The organism is Methylobacterium sp. FW102-HT35C08 (assembly GCF_058790235.1).
The window spans coordinates 2,262,838-2,280,083 of sequence record NZ_JBYTCL010000002.1 but is presented as its reverse complement, the minus strand read 5'-3'; the positions used below and the strand labels follow the sequence as shown (position 1 = coordinate 2,280,083).

General features: G+C 68.3%; 17 protein-coding genes and 1 pseudogene. 6 read left to right on the top strand and 12 right to left on the bottom strand.

Annotated features, from left to right (window positions below; genetic code table 11):
* Window positions 1-23 precede the first annotated feature (23 nt).
* The 3 genes from AC3WSN_RS10825 to AC3WSN_RS10815 all read right to left on the bottom strand — a co-directional run bounded on the left by AC3WSN_RS10825 (window position 24) and on the right by AC3WSN_RS10815 (window position 2,104).
* Window positions 24-461, bottom strand: coding sequence for a hypothetical protein (locus tag AC3WSN_RS10825; protein ID WP_492537911.1), 438 nt, complete (start codon window positions 459-461; stop codon window positions 24-26).
* Between the two features lie 29 nt (window positions 462-490).
* On the bottom strand, window positions 491-907 hold the full coding sequence (locus AC3WSN_RS10820) for a DUF4279 domain-containing protein (RefSeq protein ID WP_492537909.1): 417 nt from the start codon (window positions 905-907) through the stop codon (window positions 491-493).
* A gap of 246 nt (window positions 908-1,153) precedes the next feature.
* Window positions 1,154-2,104 carry an IS481 family transposase gene (locus AC3WSN_RS10815; protein ID WP_373622127.1) on the bottom strand — a complete coding sequence of 317 codons (951 nt, stop codon included), beginning with the start codon at window positions 2,102-2,104 and terminating at the stop codon, window positions 1,154-1,156.
* 171 nt (window positions 2,105-2,275) lie between these two features.
* Between AC3WSN_RS10815 and AC3WSN_RS10810 the strand changes: the two genes are divergently transcribed.
* A protein-coding gene (locus AC3WSN_RS10810; RefSeq protein ID WP_492537907.1) for an IS5 family transposase occupies window positions 2,276-3,081 on the top strand; the annotation gives its coding sequence in 2 pieces (ribosomal slippage) (window positions 2,276-2,606 and window positions 2,606-3,081; 807 coding nt in all).
* Here the strand turns inward: AC3WSN_RS10810 and AC3WSN_RS10805 are convergent.
* The 7 genes from AC3WSN_RS10805 to AC3WSN_RS10775 all read right to left on the bottom strand — a co-directional run bounded on the left by AC3WSN_RS10805 (window position 3,078) and on the right by AC3WSN_RS10775 (window position 10,632).
* Window positions 3,078-3,458, bottom strand: a complete 381-nt coding sequence (locus tag AC3WSN_RS10805; RefSeq protein WP_492537905.1) for a P-loop nucleotide/nucleoside kinase family protein — start codon at window positions 3,456-3,458, stop codon at window positions 3,078-3,080. The genes AC3WSN_RS10810 and AC3WSN_RS10805 overlap by 4 nt on opposite strands.
* A gap of 326 nt (window positions 3,459-3,784) precedes the next feature.
* Window positions 3,785-4,453, bottom strand: a complete 669-nt coding sequence (locus AC3WSN_RS10800; protein ID WP_192710924.1) for a class I SAM-dependent methyltransferase — start codon at window positions 4,451-4,453, stop codon at window positions 3,785-3,787.
* 65 nt (window positions 4,454-4,518) lie between these two features.
* Entirely contained in the window at window positions 4,519-5,577 is a 1,059-nt protein-coding gene (locus AC3WSN_RS10795; RefSeq protein WP_492537903.1) for a glycosyltransferase, read from the bottom strand.
* Window positions 5,574-6,497, bottom strand: a complete 924-nt coding sequence (locus AC3WSN_RS10790) for a galactosyltransferase-related protein (RefSeq protein ID WP_492537901.1) — start codon at window positions 6,495-6,497, stop codon at window positions 5,574-5,576. The genes AC3WSN_RS10795 and AC3WSN_RS10790 overlap by 4 nt, the downstream gene beginning before the upstream one ends.
* A gap of 41 nt (window positions 6,498-6,538) precedes the next feature.
* Window positions 6,539-7,684, bottom strand: coding sequence for a glycosyltransferase (locus AC3WSN_RS10785; RefSeq protein WP_492537899.1), 1,146 nt, complete (start codon window positions 7,682-7,684; stop codon window positions 6,539-6,541).
* A gap of 22 nt (window positions 7,685-7,706) precedes the next feature.
* Window positions 7,707-8,591 (bottom strand): glycosyltransferase family 2 protein, encoded by an 885-nt coding sequence (locus AC3WSN_RS10780; RefSeq protein WP_492537897.1) that lies wholly within the window; start codon window positions 8,589-8,591, stop codon window positions 7,707-7,709.
* Window positions 8,581-10,632 carry an HAD-IIB family hydrolase gene (locus tag AC3WSN_RS10775; protein WP_492537893.1) on the bottom strand — a complete coding sequence of 684 codons (2,052 nt, stop codon included), beginning with the start codon at window positions 10,630-10,632 and terminating at the stop codon, window positions 8,581-8,583. The genes AC3WSN_RS10780 and AC3WSN_RS10775 overlap by 11 nt, the downstream gene beginning before the upstream one ends.
* A gap of 93 nt (window positions 10,633-10,725) precedes the next feature.
* Between AC3WSN_RS10775 and AC3WSN_RS10770 the strand changes: the two genes are divergently transcribed.
* Window positions 10,726-11,766: a glycosyltransferase family 4 protein gene (locus AC3WSN_RS10770; protein WP_492543066.1), complete on the top strand. Its 1,041-nt coding sequence runs from the start codon at window positions 10,726-10,728 to the stop codon at window positions 11,764-11,766.
* Window positions 11,766-12,950, top strand: a complete 1,185-nt coding sequence (locus AC3WSN_RS10765; protein WP_492537891.1) for a glycosyltransferase family 4 protein — start codon at window positions 11,766-11,768, stop codon at window positions 12,948-12,950. The genes AC3WSN_RS10770 and AC3WSN_RS10765 overlap by 1 nt, the downstream gene beginning before the upstream one ends.
* Window positions 12,951-12,987: 37 nt before the next feature.
* On the opposite strand, the gene AC3WSN_RS10760 is transcribed toward AC3WSN_RS10765, so the two are convergent.
* A complete protein-coding gene (locus AC3WSN_RS10760; RefSeq protein ID WP_492537889.1) occupies window positions 12,988-13,971 on the bottom strand; it encodes a glycosyltransferase family protein in 984 nt (327 codons plus the stop codon).
* Between the two features lie 93 nt (window positions 13,972-14,064).
* Between AC3WSN_RS10760 and AC3WSN_RS10755 the strand changes: the two genes are divergently transcribed.
* The 3 genes and pseudogenes from AC3WSN_RS10755 to AC3WSN_RS10745 all read left to right on the top strand — a co-directional run.
* Window positions 14,065-14,718 (top strand): glycosyltransferase family 29 protein, encoded by a 654-nt coding sequence (locus tag AC3WSN_RS10755; protein WP_492537887.1) that lies wholly within the window; start codon window positions 14,065-14,067, stop codon window positions 14,716-14,718.
* The gene (locus AC3WSN_RS10750) at window positions 14,715-15,359 is read left to right on the top strand and encodes a hypothetical protein (protein WP_492537885.1); all 645 of its coding nucleotides are present in this window, start codon (window positions 14,715-14,717) and stop codon (window positions 15,357-15,359) included. Before AC3WSN_RS10755 ends, AC3WSN_RS10750 begins: the two co-directional genes overlap by 4 nt.
* 339 nt (window positions 15,360-15,698) lie before the next feature.
* A pseudogene (locus AC3WSN_RS10745) lies at window positions 15,699-15,994 on the top strand (transposase); the annotation flags it as partial.
* A gap of 212 nt (window positions 15,995-16,206) precedes the next feature.
* Here AC3WSN_RS10745 and AC3WSN_RS10740 read toward each other — a convergent pair.
* Window positions 16,207-17,091 carry a LysR family transcriptional regulator gene (locus AC3WSN_RS10740; protein ID WP_492537883.1) on the bottom strand — a complete coding sequence of 295 codons (885 nt, stop codon included), beginning with the start codon at window positions 17,089-17,091 and terminating at the stop codon, window positions 16,207-16,209.
* Between the last annotated feature and the right edge of the window lie 155 nt (window positions 17,092-17,246).

Below are 17,246 nucleotides of genomic sequence, written 5' to 3'. Positions count from 1 at the left end.
GCTTTCCACCCTAAGCAGCAGGCTCAATCGATAACGATGCGCGCGATGTCCGCTCGGATAGTCCCGTATGCGCCGAAGCAAGGTCCGAGTTCGATCAGCCACTCGCCCGTCTGGCATCCGACGCCAAGTTCCCAGGGCTTCATCTCGCGCTCATCGGCTCTCCGGAGCTTCAGATTGCCGATGACGTTCTGAGCACTGAAGCCGCGCATCTCTACGTCGATCCAGGCGGCCATCTCGAAAATGACGACAGCACGCTTGCCCCGGCAGTCCAGCGCGATGCTCAGACGGCTAGGACCTTTGCGATCCAGGAGCAAGCCGACGATTTCAGCGTCCCCGAACTCGGGCGCACCCTCGAACCACTCGATCAGATCACGACCGCCGGGGATATGGGCGAGCGAGGCAGCAAGCTCTTGCCGCGCCACCGCCTGCATCTGGATTGCTTCGTCCAACGATTGGCTCATGACGGCTATCCACCTTTAGCAGCCATTGATCATTCCGCTTCGCTGTAGATGTCTAGGCCAAGCCGCAGGCGACGGACGCCCAGCATCGACATCACCTCAGGCGACAACTCCACTCCCTCGTTACCGTCCCGCATGAACAACCCGCAGAAAACATCGCACTCGTAGTGCTCGGTGAGTTCACGCCAGATGGTCGGATCGCTCGGAAGCTTGGTCAGGAGCGCGCCAATCTGCGTGTTGAAGTTGCCGGATAGATCAGCATCGAGCCGCCAAGAACCGGATTGGGCGACGACTTCGCGACCAGACGCCGTGCGATGGGTATCGCCTTTGTGGGCGCAACCTGTAGGGGCGATGCCGAGCAGGCGCGTGATTTCGTCGGGATCGAGGGCATCCCCGAAGATACGCAGGCCGACCCTAGCGCGAGCAATCTCAGGCATACCGCCGATCATGGCGCAGCCGCGAACATCCGCAAACCACCCCGAGCTGAAGTTGCCAGATAGCGGACCAACGTCCGCTTCGGGGGAACGTCGATAGCGCGTCAGGCGGCTGAGTTGGGTCGGCAGCGGCCCGTCCGCATCGGGTAGGAGGTGGACTGCCCGCTCAGAAGGTTGGGGGCGATCCTCCGGATAACCAGTCGATCGCGGCCTCGATCGCGGCGACCGCCTCGTCCAGCGTGAGAAGGGCCGTATCCACTACTAGGTGTATGGTCCCGGGATGAGGTGTGACGGGTCGATCCTGAAGCGATTGGGCTCTTTCGTCCAGGCGTTCAGGATGAACTCGGTGGGTGTCAGGCCCCGCAGGGTCTTGAGCCGACGAGCGTGATTGTAGGCATCGACGAACAGGTGCAGATGCGTTCGAAGCTGGTCGTGGCTGTCGTAGTGGTAGCGCTTGACCGTCGCATCCTTGATGGTGCGGTTCATCCGCTCGACCTGCCCGTTGGTCCAAGGATGGTTCACCTTGGTCAGCCGATGCTCGATGTTGTGCTCGTCGCAGACGCGGTCGAAGATGTGCTTACTATCGTAGATGTCCTGTCGACGTGATGTGAACTGAACGCCGTTATCTGTGAGCACGGTGTGGATGCGGTAAGGCACCGCCTCAATGAAGTCGCGCAGAAACTGGGCGGCCTCCATCTTGCCGGCGCTCTCCACGAGCCGCACGAAGGCAAATTTGCTGGTTCGATCGATGGCTACGAACAGCCTGAGCTTACCTTCGGCCGTGCTCACCTCGGCGATGTCGATGTGGACGTAGCCAATGGCGTAGGTCGCAAAGCGCTGCTTCTTGGGTTTGTCGCCTTCGATCTCGGGTAGTCGGCTGATGCAGTGCCGTTCCAGGCAGCGATGCAGCGAGGATCGCGTCAGGTGCGGGATGGTCGGCTGCAAGCCATAGAGGCAGTCGTCAAGCGGCAGCAGGGTATGCCGGCGGAAGGCGACAATGATCGCTTCCTCCTCGACGGTGAGCACGGTGGAGCGCGGTTCCTTGGGGCCCATCCGGGCATCCGCTGTGCTCGTCCGTTTGCGCCACTTCTGCACCGTCGTCGGGCTGACGCCGTAGCGCTTGGCCAGCGCTCTTACGCTCTCTTCACGTAGCTGGATCGCGCGACGGACTGCCTCCGTCGTGGTGGCGCTTCCATGAAGAACCTGGCCCATAGCGCATCCCTCGCAGCATGGTGGTCAACCGTACCACCACACCGCGGGATCAAACACCTAGCCTAGGCGAGGTCCACGGCACGTAATCGCGTCCGAGGACTGACGACCACGAGGGAAGCTTAGAGCGCCTAACGGAACGGGCACGGATTGCGTGGGCGGGCGTTGGTGGTGATGGCTCGTCCGCTTCTGCCCGATGATCTCTGGACCGAGATTGCGCCGCTTCTGCCGCCGCCCCGCCCACGTCCAAAAGGCGGCCGTCGGCCGATCGAGAACCGAGCTGCGTTGACCGGCATTCTGTTCGTGCTGCGCTCAGGCGTTCCGTGGGAGATGCTGCCAGCGGAGATCGGCTGCGGCTGCGGGATGAGTTGCTGGCGCCGCTTACGGGACTGGCAGGCGGCCGGCGTGTGGGCGCGCCTGCATCAAGTGCTCTTGGAGCGCCTGCACGGGGCGGGTCAGATCGACTGGAGCCGAGCGAGCCTGGACAGCGCCTCTGTCCCGGCCAAAAAAGGGGCTCTGCCACCGGCCCGAACCCGACGGACCGGGGCAAGGCGGGCACGAAGCGCCACCTCGTCACCGACGCGCGCGGTACGCCGCTCGGCGTCTGCCTGAGTGGGGCCAACCGGCACGACAGCGTGATGATGGCACCGACCCTCGATGCCATCCCACCCGTGCGCAACGGTCGGCGAGGCCGGCCGCGACACCGCCCGGACAAACTGCACGCCGACAAAGCCTACGACGCTCGACCGCGCCGACACGAGTGCCGGGCACGTGGGATTGTACCGCGCATCGCACGCCGCAGCATCGAGAGCAGCGAGAGACTGGGCCGGCACCGATGGGTGGTGGAGCGCACGCACGCTTGGTTCAATCGCTTCCGGCGCTTGCCGGTCCGCTACGAGCGACGCGCCGACATCTACGCGGCCTTCACCAGCCTCGCGGCCAGCCTCATCACACTCAACCAGATCAAACGGTTCTGTTAGGCGCTCTTAAACCCGGCTATGTCCGCGGTTCTGGCCTCGACGCGGCGTCGATGCTCAACCCCATCGCTACAGATGACCTCGATCTCCAGCAGGCGTACGGCCTCTCCATGCGCCACGTCTCGCCAGCCCTTTCGGCTCTCCGGGACTGGATTGACGCTGTCGGCGATCACGAGGCTGCCGAGCCTGAGGTTCGATGCGGCAACGGCGAAGGCAACCACGTAACCTATCGCACCGATGTCGGGGCCGAGCTTCGCATGGTGGGTCAGCGCATGCTCGATCTCGTCCACGCGGACGTAGGCAGCGGAACGCTTGACCGCGAGGGCCTTTCCCAGGGTCGTCTTGCCTGTGCCGGGTAGTCCGCCGAGGACGACGAGCATGCGGGCCTCCAGGGCTCTGCTACGTCCGCTTATAGGGTCAGCCGGGTTGATCGTGAACGACTGCGTCGGGTCGCTATAGGACCGTCCGCTTTTCCGGCAAACCTTCTCAGAAGCGGACCAGCTGCTTCCGGCCAGACTACGCCACGCCGGATCGCCTGGCCGGGCAGAACCGGACATTCGGCTTGGCGCCCAGTCCTGACGAAGAGGTCGTGCCGCCGACATCTCGAAAGCAGACATCAACTCTGGACTGGTTTCTCTGCCGCCAAGTCGAGGGAGGCCTACCGCAGACGGAGGCGCTGGCCTATAGGCAAAGCACTTGATTAACCCTAATCCGGCTTGATGAACTTGCACTTGCCCCGCAGTGACCACGGTCCCCGCGCCCCGGCCTCGGCGCAGAACGTATCGACCGCCCGGGTCACACCCGGGAAGCGGCCGCCCAGGCGGTCGTAATCGTCGGCGATCAGGAGGCCTCCAGGTCGCAGGACCGGCCACCAGGCGCGCAGGTCCGCCGCGACGGACGCCTCCTCGTGCCCGGCATCGAGATGAATGACATCGGCGGTCACGCCGCGCAGACGCAGAAGTTCCGCGGCATTCACCGAGTCAAGCGGTAACGGCACGATGTGGTCCGTCATGCCTTCGCGCAGCACATTGGCCAGGAAAGTTCGGTAGAGGCTCGGATAGCCATGCTCGGTGGCGAGTTCCGCGAAAAGCGTCTCGTCCGCCCAATGATCGACGGCTCCGAGCCACGTATCGACCGCGATCACGGTGCCGGCGACGTTGTGCTCGGCCATGGATCGCGCAAGAAAGAGCGCGCTGGCTCCCTTCCAAGTCCCAATTTCGACGACCACGCGTGGCCGGAACTCGATCACCGCCTCCTCGAGGTAGGGATGGATGCTGCGCCAGCCTTGAAGGTCGCCGGCGCGTAGGTCCGTCGGGGGATCCGCGAAGGGGTCGCGGCCGTGCCACAGGGCGGCGATCAGGTCCTGACGAGTCATGTCACTCTGACTTGAGGGTGTTGGAAGGGCGCAAGAGGGGCAGCCATGCGGGAAGAGCGGTGGGGTCACCCGACGGCGCAGGCCTGCGCGTAGAGCGCCTCGCATCGGTCGAGCCACCGTGCGCGGGTGAACAGGCGCAGGACACGCCCGCGCGGGACCGGCCGCGGGATCGCGATCGCCTCGCCGATAGCGCGGGCAAGACTCTCCTCGTCCCCCGGCGCAGCGAGGGATCCAGCTTCGCCAACGACCTCCGGGACGGCGCCCCGGGCGAAGCCGGCGACCGGCAGGCCACAGGCCATCGCCTCAATCGCCGCCAGCCCGAACGGCTCGTCCCAGCACGGGGTGGCCAGGAACACGGAGGCGCGGCCGACCTCCGCAGTCAGATCCGCGCCGCTGAGTTGACCGCCGTAGCGGATCGATCCTCCGAGCAACGGTGCGACCTGCCCCTCCCAATATCCGGGCTCCTCGATCGGGCCGAACAGGGTCAGCGGTAGCCCGGCCCGACGCGCCGCCGCGATCGCGTGATGCGCGCCTTTGACCGCTGTGAGGCGCGCGCACCAGACGGCGCTGCCGTCGCCGCGCGGTCGGTAGGGCCAGGCGGCAGGATCGATGCCGTTGTGGAGCACCGATGCCTCCGGGGGCACTCCGTCCGGCCACCACGCATCCAGCTGCGCCCGGGACGTCGCGGTGATCCGGTGTCCCGGGGCGGGGCTCGCCTGCACGAACCAGCGGAGGGCATCGTAGGGCGGCACGTGCAGCGACGTGACGGTCGGCGTCGCGGCGGTACGCCGCTTCTCCAGGGGCAATCGGCTCAGGCTGTTGTTGTGGAGCACGTCGAATCCTCCGGCCGCGATCCGGTCGCAGGCGGCGGCGTAGCCGCCGTCGAGATGACTCTTCAGCCCCACATCGCCCCGGTGCTCCAGGCCGGCATGGCTCCGTTCGTGATGGACCGGGATCACAGGATCCAGGGCGAAGCGCGCGTCGCTGTCGCCGGAAGCGAACAGCGTGACCGCGTGGCCGCGGGCGGCGAGGCCGTCCGCGAGGCTCCAGGTGTAGGCCTCAAGGCCGCCCGCGAAGGGCGGGGCGATCGGGTGGCGGAGATGAGCGAGGAGCGCGATCCTCACGCCGTCACCGGCGCGGGCTCGCCCGCCCGGGCCTCGATGGCACGGATCACCGAAGCTGAGTTGGTGTAGGGCTGGTGGCCCTGCTGGCCGGTCAGCGCAAGATCGGCGGCGTCGGGCCGGCGCAGGATGCGGATCGGCCGGTCGGGCGTGTCGTCGATCAGGCCCATCACCTTGAAGGCGTAGAGCCAGTGGCCCATCGTGCGGTAGCCCCACTTGGCCTCGAACAGCTCGGCGTTGCGCACCACGCTCTCGAGGTGATGGACCGGCGGCATGTGGTGCGGGTGGTACTGGTGATAGGCACGCGCGCCCTTCATCCAGGCGATCGGGATGCCGCTCCGGTCGAGGAGCTTGCCGAAGTCGGTGTCCTCGCCGCCATAGCCGGTGTAGCGCTCGTCGAAGCCGCCAGTCGCCAGGAAGGTGGCCCGCCGGATCGCGAAGTTGAGCGACCAGAAGCAGCGGTAATCGTTACAGATCTCTATGCCGGAAGCCGGAGGGCCCCGGCGGTCGGAATGCTTCTCCGCCACGGCGTCAAGCCCGGCGTAGTCCCAGGCTTCCGTCGTGGCGCGCTCGGGCAGGTGCAGCACCTCGCCCATCAGCAACCCGTCGAGCTCGGAGAGCCCCCGCGCGTAATCGGCGACGAGTTCGGGCGCCGGGATGCAATCGACGTCGAGGAAGACCACAGCATCGCCGGATGCCGCCGCCACGCCGCAGTTGCGCGCGGTCGCCAGCGGCAGCTCACGGCCCGGAACAAGGATCTGGCGCACGGGGAAGCTGACCACGGGCAGGTCGTAGGGCGTGTCCTGCATCACCGCGACGATGAACTCGGCGGGGGCTTGCGTCTGGCGCTCCAGGCCAAGGAGCACGTTGCGCAGATGGACCGGCCGGCCCTTCGCGAGGGTCACGACGGAGACGGTGGACATGCGGGGGGCGGGCTCCGGTCGATGCGGGGGGAGGGAGGCGTTCATTCGGCCGCGATGTCCTGAAGCGGGCTGGGTTCGACCCCGGCGGGTCCGAGGTCCCAGAGCGCGTCGGTCAGCTCTTCGAGCCAGCCGGCGGCGCGGGCGGCGGCTTCGGGGGCATAGAGCCCGCGCAGGGCGGTCCCATCCAGGGCGCGGGCTCGGGTGAGGAGGTCGCGCCAACCCTGGAGATCGCCGGGCCAGATGGGGGCTTGCACGGCGGCCCCGAGGCGGACCAGCGCCTCGGCCTTGCGGGTCTGCTCGGCGAAGTAGCGCCATTCCGGCATGACGATCAGGCGACCGCCGACGCGGGCCACCTCATGGACCGTATTGTCGCCCGCCGAGGCGATCACAATGTCGGCGGCGGCGAGGTAATCAGTGACCGACGGCACCCAGCCGAGTTCGCGCAGATTGGAGAAATCGGTCTCGTGGCCCTCGCGATGGGTCGGCCCGAGCGTGAGCCACAGGGCATCGGGTTCGGCGCGGGCTGCGACCGTGAGCGGCGCGTAGGGCGTGCCGCTGCCGCCGCCGCCGGTCACCGCCACGACGATCTCGCGCTGAGGGTCGAGGCCAAGCTTGGCGCGGGCCTCCGCGCGCTCAGGCACCCGGTCGACGCTGGTGCATAGGCCGCCACTGTAGAAGGTCTTGGCGCGCAGGTGCGCCGGGTACTCGTCTTGCTCCAAGCGCTCGTCGAAGGGGGCGAGCATCCCGACGCAGGCCTCGTAGGCACCGACATGGCCGATATCGGAACGGTCGCCGTGCATGCGGATCTGCACCGCCGGCACGCTGGCGATGCGCGCGAGCAGCGCGATCTCCGCCGAAACATCGACCACGAACAGGCCGATTCCGCGCTCGTCGAGATGGTCGAGAATAGCCCGCATGGTCCGGCGCATCGCGTCGAGACCCAGGGGGACGCAGTGCATCACCTGGGGCGTCGGCTCGGCGTAGAGGCGCGCCGTCGGCACGGCGGCGCCGACCATGTTGGGCAGCGCCACGATCTCGATGTCGCGGCCGAAGCCGTCGAACAGGTGCGGATCGGCGGTCAGCACCGAGACGGCCCGGTCACGGGCAAACTCGGCGGCTACAGCCATCGTGCGGTTGGCATGGCCGCGGCCCTGGTGATGAACGAAGAACGCGATCGGCTTCTTCATGGGGAACGGTTCGGTCTCGATCTCAGGAGAACAGGGCGTCGGGCCGCAGGGCCGCGGCGATCTCGGGTCCGGTCGGCAGGCGGATCAGGCGGATCGCTGGGGCGTCGGCGTCCCAGTCGATCAGCCCGGCCTCGCGGAACTGGCCGAGCCAGTAGGTCATGCACCAGCGCCCGTGTCGTGCCCGGAAGCGCGTCGCGTTGGCGAGGATCGGCGCGAAATGCTGCAGCGGCGGGATGTGGACCGGGTGGTGTTGGTGATAGGCGCGGGCGCCCGCGACCCAGAAGGTTGGCAGCCCGGAGGCGGCGAGCCGGGCGGCGAGGTCCGTCTCCTCACCGCCGTAGCCCACGAAGGCCTCGTCCATGCCGCCGGCTGCGCCCCAAGCCGCGGCCGGCAGGGCGAAGGACAAGCCCCAGAGCTGGCCGGCATCCGGCTCCGGCCGCAGGCCGGTTTCGGGCAGGGCGGGCCGGGCGGGATGGGCCCGGCCGAGGCGGTCCAGCACCGTCGGCTCGGAGTCGCCGGCGCCCGCCCCCGGCGGAAGGTAGAAAACCTCGCCGAGGAACAGCCCCCGCACCGTGGCGCCGGCCCGCGCATAGGCGACCGTCAGAGTCGGCGACGGGATGCAATCCACGTCGAGGAAGATGAGGAGTTCAGCGCGCGCTGCCTCGGCGGCCCGGTTGCGCGCGGCGGCCAGCGGCATCGGCTCGCCCGGCACGTGGAGGTGCCGAACTGGGCAGCCCGGATCGGGCAGGTCCGGCGCACGCTCCGACTGCATCCAGGCGATGACGAGTTCGCGCGGGGGCAGCGTCTGGCGGGCGAGACCCTGCATCAGGTTGCGCAGGCGGTCGGTCCGGCCGCGGACCAGGGTCAGGACGCTGGGAGCCGGCCCACCCCCGTGCTCAGCCGACATCGGCGAGCATCCGGCGGAAGTGCGAGACCCCTTCGATGATGCCCCGGGCGTGGGTCCGGCGGGACACGTAGGAGTGCTTCAGGGCGGCATGGCTTGCGAGGTCGTCAGAATAGTTCGCCACGATGATCGCCTGCACCCGGGCGCCCAGCATCTCGATGTCGTTGCCGGAATCGCCGGCCACGAACACGGCGTGCTCCGGCAGGTCGTACAGGGCCCGGACGTGGTCGACGGCAGTACCCTTCGAGGCCGCCTCGGGCAGGACGTCGAGATACCGTCCATGACTGTGGATCACACGCGCGGCGATACCGGCCTCTGCCAAGCGCGCGCGGACGCGCCGTTCGGCCGCGGTATCACCGAAATAGCTCAGCTTCAGGACCCGCTGCTCCAGAGGACCCTGGGGGATCAGCCCGTCGAGCCCGTCGAGCGCCGCCCGCACGGCGGGCCGATCCCAGCCGGGCGCGATAATCTGGCGCCACGCGGCGTCCGCCGTGTAGGTCACGCCGTTGGCGTCGAGGTGGTAGATTTCGGACCCCACCGAGGTGATCATCACCTGCGGCCGGGGGCTGTCCTGTTGCTCCAGCACAGCCATCGCGCTGTGGAAGGACCGGCCGGTTGCGACGCCGAAGGCCAGCCCCGCCTGCCGGCTGCGCCACCGGCGGAAGATCCCCATGGCTGCATCGCAGCCGACCAGTGTGTTGTCGATGTCGCAGACGAGCAGTTGCCGGGGTGTTTGGGTGGACGGCTCCGCGGCCAGCAGCGCGCGCAGCAGGACGTGATAGCGCGCGGCGTGCCGGTCCCAATCGTAGGCCGCAGCCGCCCGGGCGCCGCCAGCAACGCAGCGTGCGTAGAGGGCCGGATCGCCCAGGATCCGCAGGCACGCTTCCGCGATCGCCCCGTGGGCGCGTGGATCGACCAAGAGCCCGTTGCCGCAGGTCTCGACGATGTCGTTGGGGCCGCCGCTGTCGGTGGCGACCAGCGGCAGGCCGGCGGCCGAAGCCTCCAGCAGCGTCAGGCCGAAGGGCTCGTTGAGGGCCGGGTTGACGAACAGGCCGCCCCGGGCCCGAGCATGGGCGTAGATCGCCGGCACGTCCTCCGGACGGTGTGTCTTCGGGTAGGCGACGCGCCCGTACAGGTCGTAGCGATCGATCAGGACGAGGAGGTCGCGCATGGTCGCGGCCATGTCGCCGTCGAGGGTATCGATGTCGTCGCGAGTCCCGGCGACGATCACGAGATTGGCGCGGGCCTGGAGCGCACGACTCTCGCCGTAGGCGCGCACCAGCGCCGCGAGATTCTTGCGCGCCACCGGCCGGGCGAGTGCCAGGATCGCCGGCTTGTCCGGATCGTTCAGGAAGCGGTCGATCGCGGCGTCGACCCGGGGATGCGGCTTGGCCGCGGCGAAGCGCGCGAGGTCGCTTCCCGGCGGTAGGACGCGGACGCGCCCGGGATCGTAGGCCGCATAGCCGGCGTACTGCACCTCGGCCTCGTCCCGCGAGGAGGCGATCACGAGCTGGGCCCGCGCTAGCGCCTCCTCCTCGGCGGCGATTCGGCGCGCGAGATCGGGCTGGACAGGGACCGCGCCCAGCATCGTCGCCTTCACGCGTCCGAGGGAATGGGCCGTGAACACGAAGGGGATGCCAAGGCGATCCTCCACCAGGGCGGCCACTGTCGCCGCGTCCGCGTAATGCGCGTGAATGAGATCCGGCGGCCGGTCCTGGGCGGTGATCCAGGTGATGAGATTTTCTGCGAAGGACGCGACCTCGGCGTGCATCGCCTCCTTAGCGCGGTAGTCCGGGGACGCGCTCGCGAGCCGCACGAGCGTGACCTTGTCGGCGATCGGCTCTTCGGGCACGGCGTAGGCCGCGCCGAGGGAGCCGCGAAACAGACGGGTCGCCACCACGATCCGAGTAAGATCGCGGTCCTGCACCGAGGCTGAAACCAGATCGAGCAGGTAGCGGATATGGCCACCGGTGTCGGAGGTGAGGCCGTAAATGACGCCGTCGCCGCGCAGGCAGCCCTGCAGGGCGATATGCAGGACGAACATCAGGCGTACGCTGCGGCTCTCGAGTGGCCCTGGATATTCAATTTATGTAAAGCGATCGCCGCGCCCCGGCTTAACATATGTAAAGAGGTTGCCGTGCTTCGCGTCGCGCAGGTCGCTCCGAACATTTTTCCCGTTCCCCCAGGCCATCACGGCGGCACCGAGCGGGTTGTGCACGATCTCAGCACGGCGCTACGAAGCTTGGGCGTGGAACTAACATTGTTTGCTTCTTCGGACAGTGCGACAGACTTGCCGCGCGTCGGCGACTATCCGAGCCTTGCGGCTCTGGAACAGCAATACGGGCGCGTCGCACCCGGGGTACCGGCCGCCCTGGACGCCTTGCAGCTGGAGGCCCTTCGCCAGCGGCTAGACGCGTTCGACATCATTCATTGCCATGGCGAATTCGCGCATGCGGCTTTCCTGGGCGCGCGTCGCCCGCACAGCCTGACCACCATCCACTGGCGGGTGGACGAACTCGACCGGGCGCTTTTCTTTCAGGGCTTCCCCGACCTTCCCGTGGCGGCGATTTCGGCCGCGCAGGCGGCTGGTGTTCCGGCTGCGAACCGGGCCGGCATCGTGCATCACGGCATCGACCGAACGCGCTACGAGTTGTGCGCCGTGCCCGACGACCATGTGGCCTTCGTAGGTCGCATGACCGACCAGAAGCGGCCCGACGTGGCGATCCGCGTCGCCCGTGCCGCCGGCCTGCCGATCCGGCTCGGCGGCACGATCGATGTCGGCAACCCGGATTATTTCGACCGCTGCGTACGCCCCCTGCTGAGCGCCGACGCGACCTATCTCGGACCCGTGGACGACCATCAGAAGGGCGAGCTTCTGGGCGGCGCCCGGGCGCTCCTCTTCCCGATCGACTGGCCCGAGCCCTTCGGACTCGTGATGATCGAGGCGATGGCCTGCGGGACCCCCGTGGTCGCCTGGGACCGCGGCTCGGTTCCCGAGATCGTCGAGGACGGGGTCACGGGCTTCATCGTCTCCAGCGAGGCCGAGGCAATCGCAGCCCTCGCCCGGATCGGGCAGCTCGACCGCGCAACAGTCCGCCGCCGATTCGAGGAACGGTTCACCGCCGAGCGCATGGCGCGGGATTACCTGGCCCTCTACCAGCGCCTGCTCGCCGCCTGATGCGCACAGCCCTTTTGACCTGGGACTACCCGCCATCCCCGAGCGGCCTGTCGACCGCGGCCCGGGAGATCGCCGAGAGCCTTGCGGAGGCCGGCGCAGAGGTGACGGTCTTCACCCTCGACCGGACCGGACATGAACGGACGGGCGGCGTCGCGGTGTCGGGCCTCGCCCTGACACCCGGAAGTCCACTAGCGCGCCTGCGCCTCTGGGGCTCGGCCGGTCATCTCGCCGCGCCGCTCGCCTTCCGGCTCGCCGTCCTCGCCGCCCACGACGAGGCGCCGTTCGACGTCGTCGAGGCGACGAACTGGTACGCGCCGGCCGCGTTGCTGGCCGGCCGTCGAGACCTGCCGCTGGTGACCCGCAGCTCGACGCCGGCGACCTTCACACGCGACCCGGCCGCCAGCTTGCGGAGCCGCCTCGATGGCTGGATGGCCGACGGCCTGGAGCGCCGACAGGCCGCGGCAAGCGCCGGGCTCATCGCCAACACCGCGGCGCACGGCGCGGTGATCGCTCGGGCCTATGGGCTGACCGGACGGCAGCCCGAAGCGGTGATCGGTCTCAGCCTTCCCCCCGAAGTCGACGCTGCCGCTCGCGGCGCCGCCTATCCCCAGACGGCGGAACCGGTCCGCCTGCTCTTCGTCGGTCGGGCGGAGGCGCGGAAAGGGTTCGGCGCCCTTCTCTGCGCGGCCGCGATCCTCGGTGACGAGCATGCGCAGGGCACGCTGCCCGCCTTTCGGCTCGACCTCGTCGGGGTCCCGCCAGACGATCTCCCGGCCGATCTGCCCGAGGCTGCGCGGCGGCACATACAGGCTAGGGGTCGGATCGACGGCCGATCGCTGTCAGAGGCCTATGCCGAGGCCCATGCGGTGCTCGCGCCCTCGCGCTACGAGAGCTTCGGACTCGTCTACCAGGAGGCGCTCGCCTACGGCCGACCGGTCGTGGCCTGCGCCGAGGATGCGAGCGCCCGCGCCTTCGTCGGCGCGCCCGGCGCCGGTCCCTTGGCCTCGGCAGCGACCGGACCGGCCCTCGCCGATGCCCTGCGCCCGCTCCTCACCGATCCGGACCTGCGCCGCGCCTATCGCGCCCGCGCCCTGGCGGCGGCCGGGCGCTTCAGCCGGGCGAGCCTCGGGCGCGAGACCCTGGCGCTCTACGAACGGGCGATCGCGGCGGCGCGCGGCGGCTAATCGTGCAGCCGCCGCGGATCCGGCCTGCTCCGACCCGTCAGTCTGTGTAGGGACGCAGCAGCGCGGCCTCCTCCTCCAGACGTCCGCGACCGGGATCGAGCGCCTCGTAGCGTCGCGAACGTGCCCGCACATGGGCCGAACTGAGGCGGTGCTCGATCCAACCGTGCAGGGCGATGAGACTCCCCGGCCAGCCGCCGTCGAGAACAGGGCGCTCGTGGACGCGACCGGCGTACAGCAGACTGGTGCGATTCAACCGATACTGGACATCCGGGAAGACGTCCGAGAGGACACCGTCGACCCGGTTCGCCCGGGCGAGGCCAACGGAGACCACGCCTTCCGCCTCGGCGAGGGCCGCCAAGGGGGGCAGCAAGCGGCCGGTCGCCGGCTCAAGCGTCTCGTCGGCGTCGAGCTGCAGCATCCAGCCGTGGCGGGCGAGGCCCTGGAGGGCATTGCGCTGCGCGGCGAAATCCCCGTTCAGGGGTCGGCCGGCCACGCGCACCGCCCCCGGGGCGAAGCCCGCGACCATGACCGACTCCGCCGCCAGCGCCGGCCCGTCGATCAGGATCACGACGTCGTCCGTCCAATCAGCCTGCACCGGCAGCGAGGCCAGGACCGCGTCCCGGTCCGCCGGACGGCAGATAAGGCCAAGGGACACCGGGCGTCCGTCGGCGGCTTCAAGGGCGAACAGCTCAGCTTCGGCCGCCCGGGTACCGTGGGGGTGCCGGAGTTCCGCGCGGCCGGCCTCGTCGCGGGGACAGGCGCCGAGCCGCCAACGGGTCGCGGCGCTACGTAGGGTGTAAAGGTCGAGGCCGTAGGGCGCTTCCCGGTCCGGCGCGAAGACGGGACCGGCGAGGCTTCGGGCCAGATGCGCGCGGCACGCCTTCGCATCCCCATTCCCCACGAGCAGGACCCCGCAGGCGTTGCAGGCCAGCGGGAAGGCGCGGCGCTCACCATCCGGATAGGACAGGGTCCGGTCACTCGGCCCGATCGTGGCGGCCGCACAGACGAAACACCGCCGCATGATCCGCTCTCCCGCACCCGCGATCAGGCAGGAGAGGCCTGGATGCGTCCGGCCCGCGCCTTACCTTCGCGGTTCCCATAACCCCTGCCGCACGTGCACCCAGACGTCGACCCCCTCTCCGCCGGACGCGCCGGCCTGCCCGCCGACGGGTCCCTCGCCATCGTGGGCAACGCGCCCAGCACGGGTGCATGGGGACTCGCGATCGATGCGGCGGACAGCGTGGTCCGCTTCAACAATGCGCCCGGTTTCGGCGCCGCCGCCGGCCACCACATCACGCATCTCGCACTGGTCAACCGTGGCGGCCAGACGCGGGAATGGCTGGCGGACCGGAACTTCCTCCAGCGTCCGGTGGTCCGCGCCGCGCAGGCCTTCATCCTGCCCTTCCCGATGCTGCCGGCGGAGCACAACGTCCCTGAGCCGATCTGCTGGACCCGCGAGCTTCTAGCGCTGCTGCAACCGCTGGGCCGCCCGGTTCTCCTCCTTTCCGAGACGCTGCAGCAGCAGGCTCACACCCAGCTCACCCCCCGCACGGCGGGATGCCCGAACCCGAGCACCGGCTTCCTCGTGACGCTCGCGCTGCTACTTGGCCGCCCGGCGAGTGCCAGACCGGCGCAGGCCTTTGGCTTCGGGTTCGACGGCTGGCCCGGTCATCCCTGGGCGGCCGAGCGCGCATGGTTCGCCGACGCCGAGGCGGCCGGACGCATCCGTGTGCATCCGCCCCTCTCCGGCCGAGCAATAACGTCATGACCACGCTGATCACCGTCCTGAAGGGCGGCGGGCGCTACGACGCCACCTGGGTCGCCCGTCTCGCAGGCGGCATCCGCCGCCATGCCCCGGCCTTCGAACGAATCGTCTGTCTTACGGACATGCCCGTGGCCGTCCAGGGCGTGGAGACGATCCCGCTCCGGCACGCTTGGTCGGCCTGGTGGGCGAAGATGGAGGCGTTCCGGCCCGGTCTCAGTACAGGTCCGACCCTCCTGTGCGACCTCGATACGGTGCTGACCGGCCCGGCCGATGCCCTGGCCGAGCCCGGCTTCGCCGCAATGGAGGACTATTTCCACTCGGGTCGCCTCTCCAGTGCGTTGCTGCGCTGGTCCGGGGACGAGCTCGCATCGCTCTACACGACCTTCGCGGCCGACTCCGACCGCTGGATGAGCCCGGGGTCCTGCGGCCCTGTGCCGAACGCCGTGCATGGCGATCAGGTCGTCATTGACCACCTGCTGCGCCGGAGCGGCCGGCAACCGCATTTCATCCAGCGCCTCCATCCCGGCCTGCTCGATTTCTATGATCCCCGGCGCGACTCTCATGGCCTGGTCGTGATCTTCATCGGAGCGGCGAAGCCGGATACGGCGACTGGGGCCGTGCATGCTGCATGGACGCGGAGCTGATGGAGGACTTCCGACGCAGTCTCGGCCGCAGCCATCTTTAGCGTTGGTGTGATCAGGTCGACCGCAGGAAATACGACCTATCCGGACAGCAGCTTCGAAGCTGCTTTTTGCCTACGGGCTACGTTCTCGTATGACCCTAGGCGTGTCAGTGGGCCGCCGTCGCGTTGGAAGAAGAATGTCCGCGTTTCGGGCGGCGGCATTCCGGAGCGGAAGAGCAGGTTTCGGCCAGACTACGCCACGCCGGATCGCCTGGCCGGGCAGAACCGGACCTTCGGCTTTGCGCCCGTCACGGTCGTTCAGGATCTACCGAGCTGTTATCTAAAGCGGACTTCTCCACACTTAGTGCCCGAACTCGTTCCCGGTGACATCGTCGTCATGGATAACCTCGGCAGCCACAAGGGGCCGGCCGTGCGAGCCGCCATCGAGGCGGCCGGCGCACGGCTGTTGTTCCTCCCGCCCTACAGCCCCGACTTCAATCCCATCGAGATGGCCTTCTCGAGCTGAAAGCGCTGTCACGCAAGGCCGCGGAGCGGACCGTCGAGGGGCTGTGGTCGGCCATCGGGCGCCTCGTCGACACCGTCACACCCGACGAGTGCGCCAGCTTCTTCGCCGCCGCAGGCTATGAGCCAGATTAAACCGAAAACGCTCTGGTGCTCGACAGCCGGCGCGAGATTTCAATGTTGCCGCCAAATGTAGCTTCCAGACCAGAGAACAGCCGCGCAAAGTCCTGATGAGCGCCGCAGCAAACCCATAATTTGCCTCGTTGATTCGAAATACCAGCAAGAATTGGCAGACCGCTCCACAAAGATCCAAACAATATAATGAGTATTTCGCTCCTGGACAGAGATTAGCTGTTCAATTCGCTACGGACCAGCTTGAGGAAGGCCAAAGCGGCGGTCGATAGCGGGTGGCCCGGACTGCCCAGGACGGTGACAGAATACGTCACCGTGGGCCGTAGGCTGCGCGCGGCAACCTGTGCATTCAGGCCTTTCACCGTCACCGCCTCCGCTATGGTGAAGCCCAGGCCCGCGGCGACCATGGCGCAGGCCGCGGCCGCGTTCTGTGTCTCGGCGACGAGGCGAGGCGTGATGCCGTTGATCGTGAAGAGCTCGTCGACCTGATCGCGAAGGCGGTACTGTCGACCGAGCGAAATATAGGGCTCGTCGTGAAGCTCGGAGAGCGGAACGGTCTTGTTGCGCGCGAGGCGATGACGAGGCGGCAGGACCACTAATCCGGGCAGCTCGATCGGCGGCGCTGCGACGAGCGCACTACGCCCGACCGGCAGGGCAAAGCCGAGATCGGCATTGCCGGCCTGCACCAGATCATGGACCTCGCGCGAGCTTGCCACCACGAGCGAGATCCGCACAGGCCGCACCTCCTGAGCGAATCTCGCAAGCAGCCGGGGGACGAGCGACAGGCCCATGAGCGGCATGGCCGCGACGCGCAGTTCGCCGCTCCCGATACCGCGCATGTCGTCGATCGTGCGATCCAGGCGGTCGGCGGCCGCAAACAGGTCCGCCACGGCGCCCTCCAGCTTCACGGCTTCCGGCGTCGGCTGCAGGTGGCGCCGGGAGCGGTCGAAGAGCGGCAGCCCGGTCTCATCTTCGAGGCCGCGCAGCAGCTTCGTGACGGCCGGTTGGGAAAGATACATCCGCTGCGCCGCGCGGCTGACCGAGCCGCTCTGCATGACCGCGCGGAACGCTTCCAACTGGCGGAGCCGGCTCGGCGTCATCCAAAATCCTGCTTTCGCTACCAAAAGTAATGAAACGGCAAAAATTATGAATTTGTTTCTCTCGTCAAGAGACTGCACGTTTATGAGAATTCGGGAAGCAAAGATTTCTGAGATGCTCGACACGAGAGCGTTTTGCTCAATTAATATCCACGGAT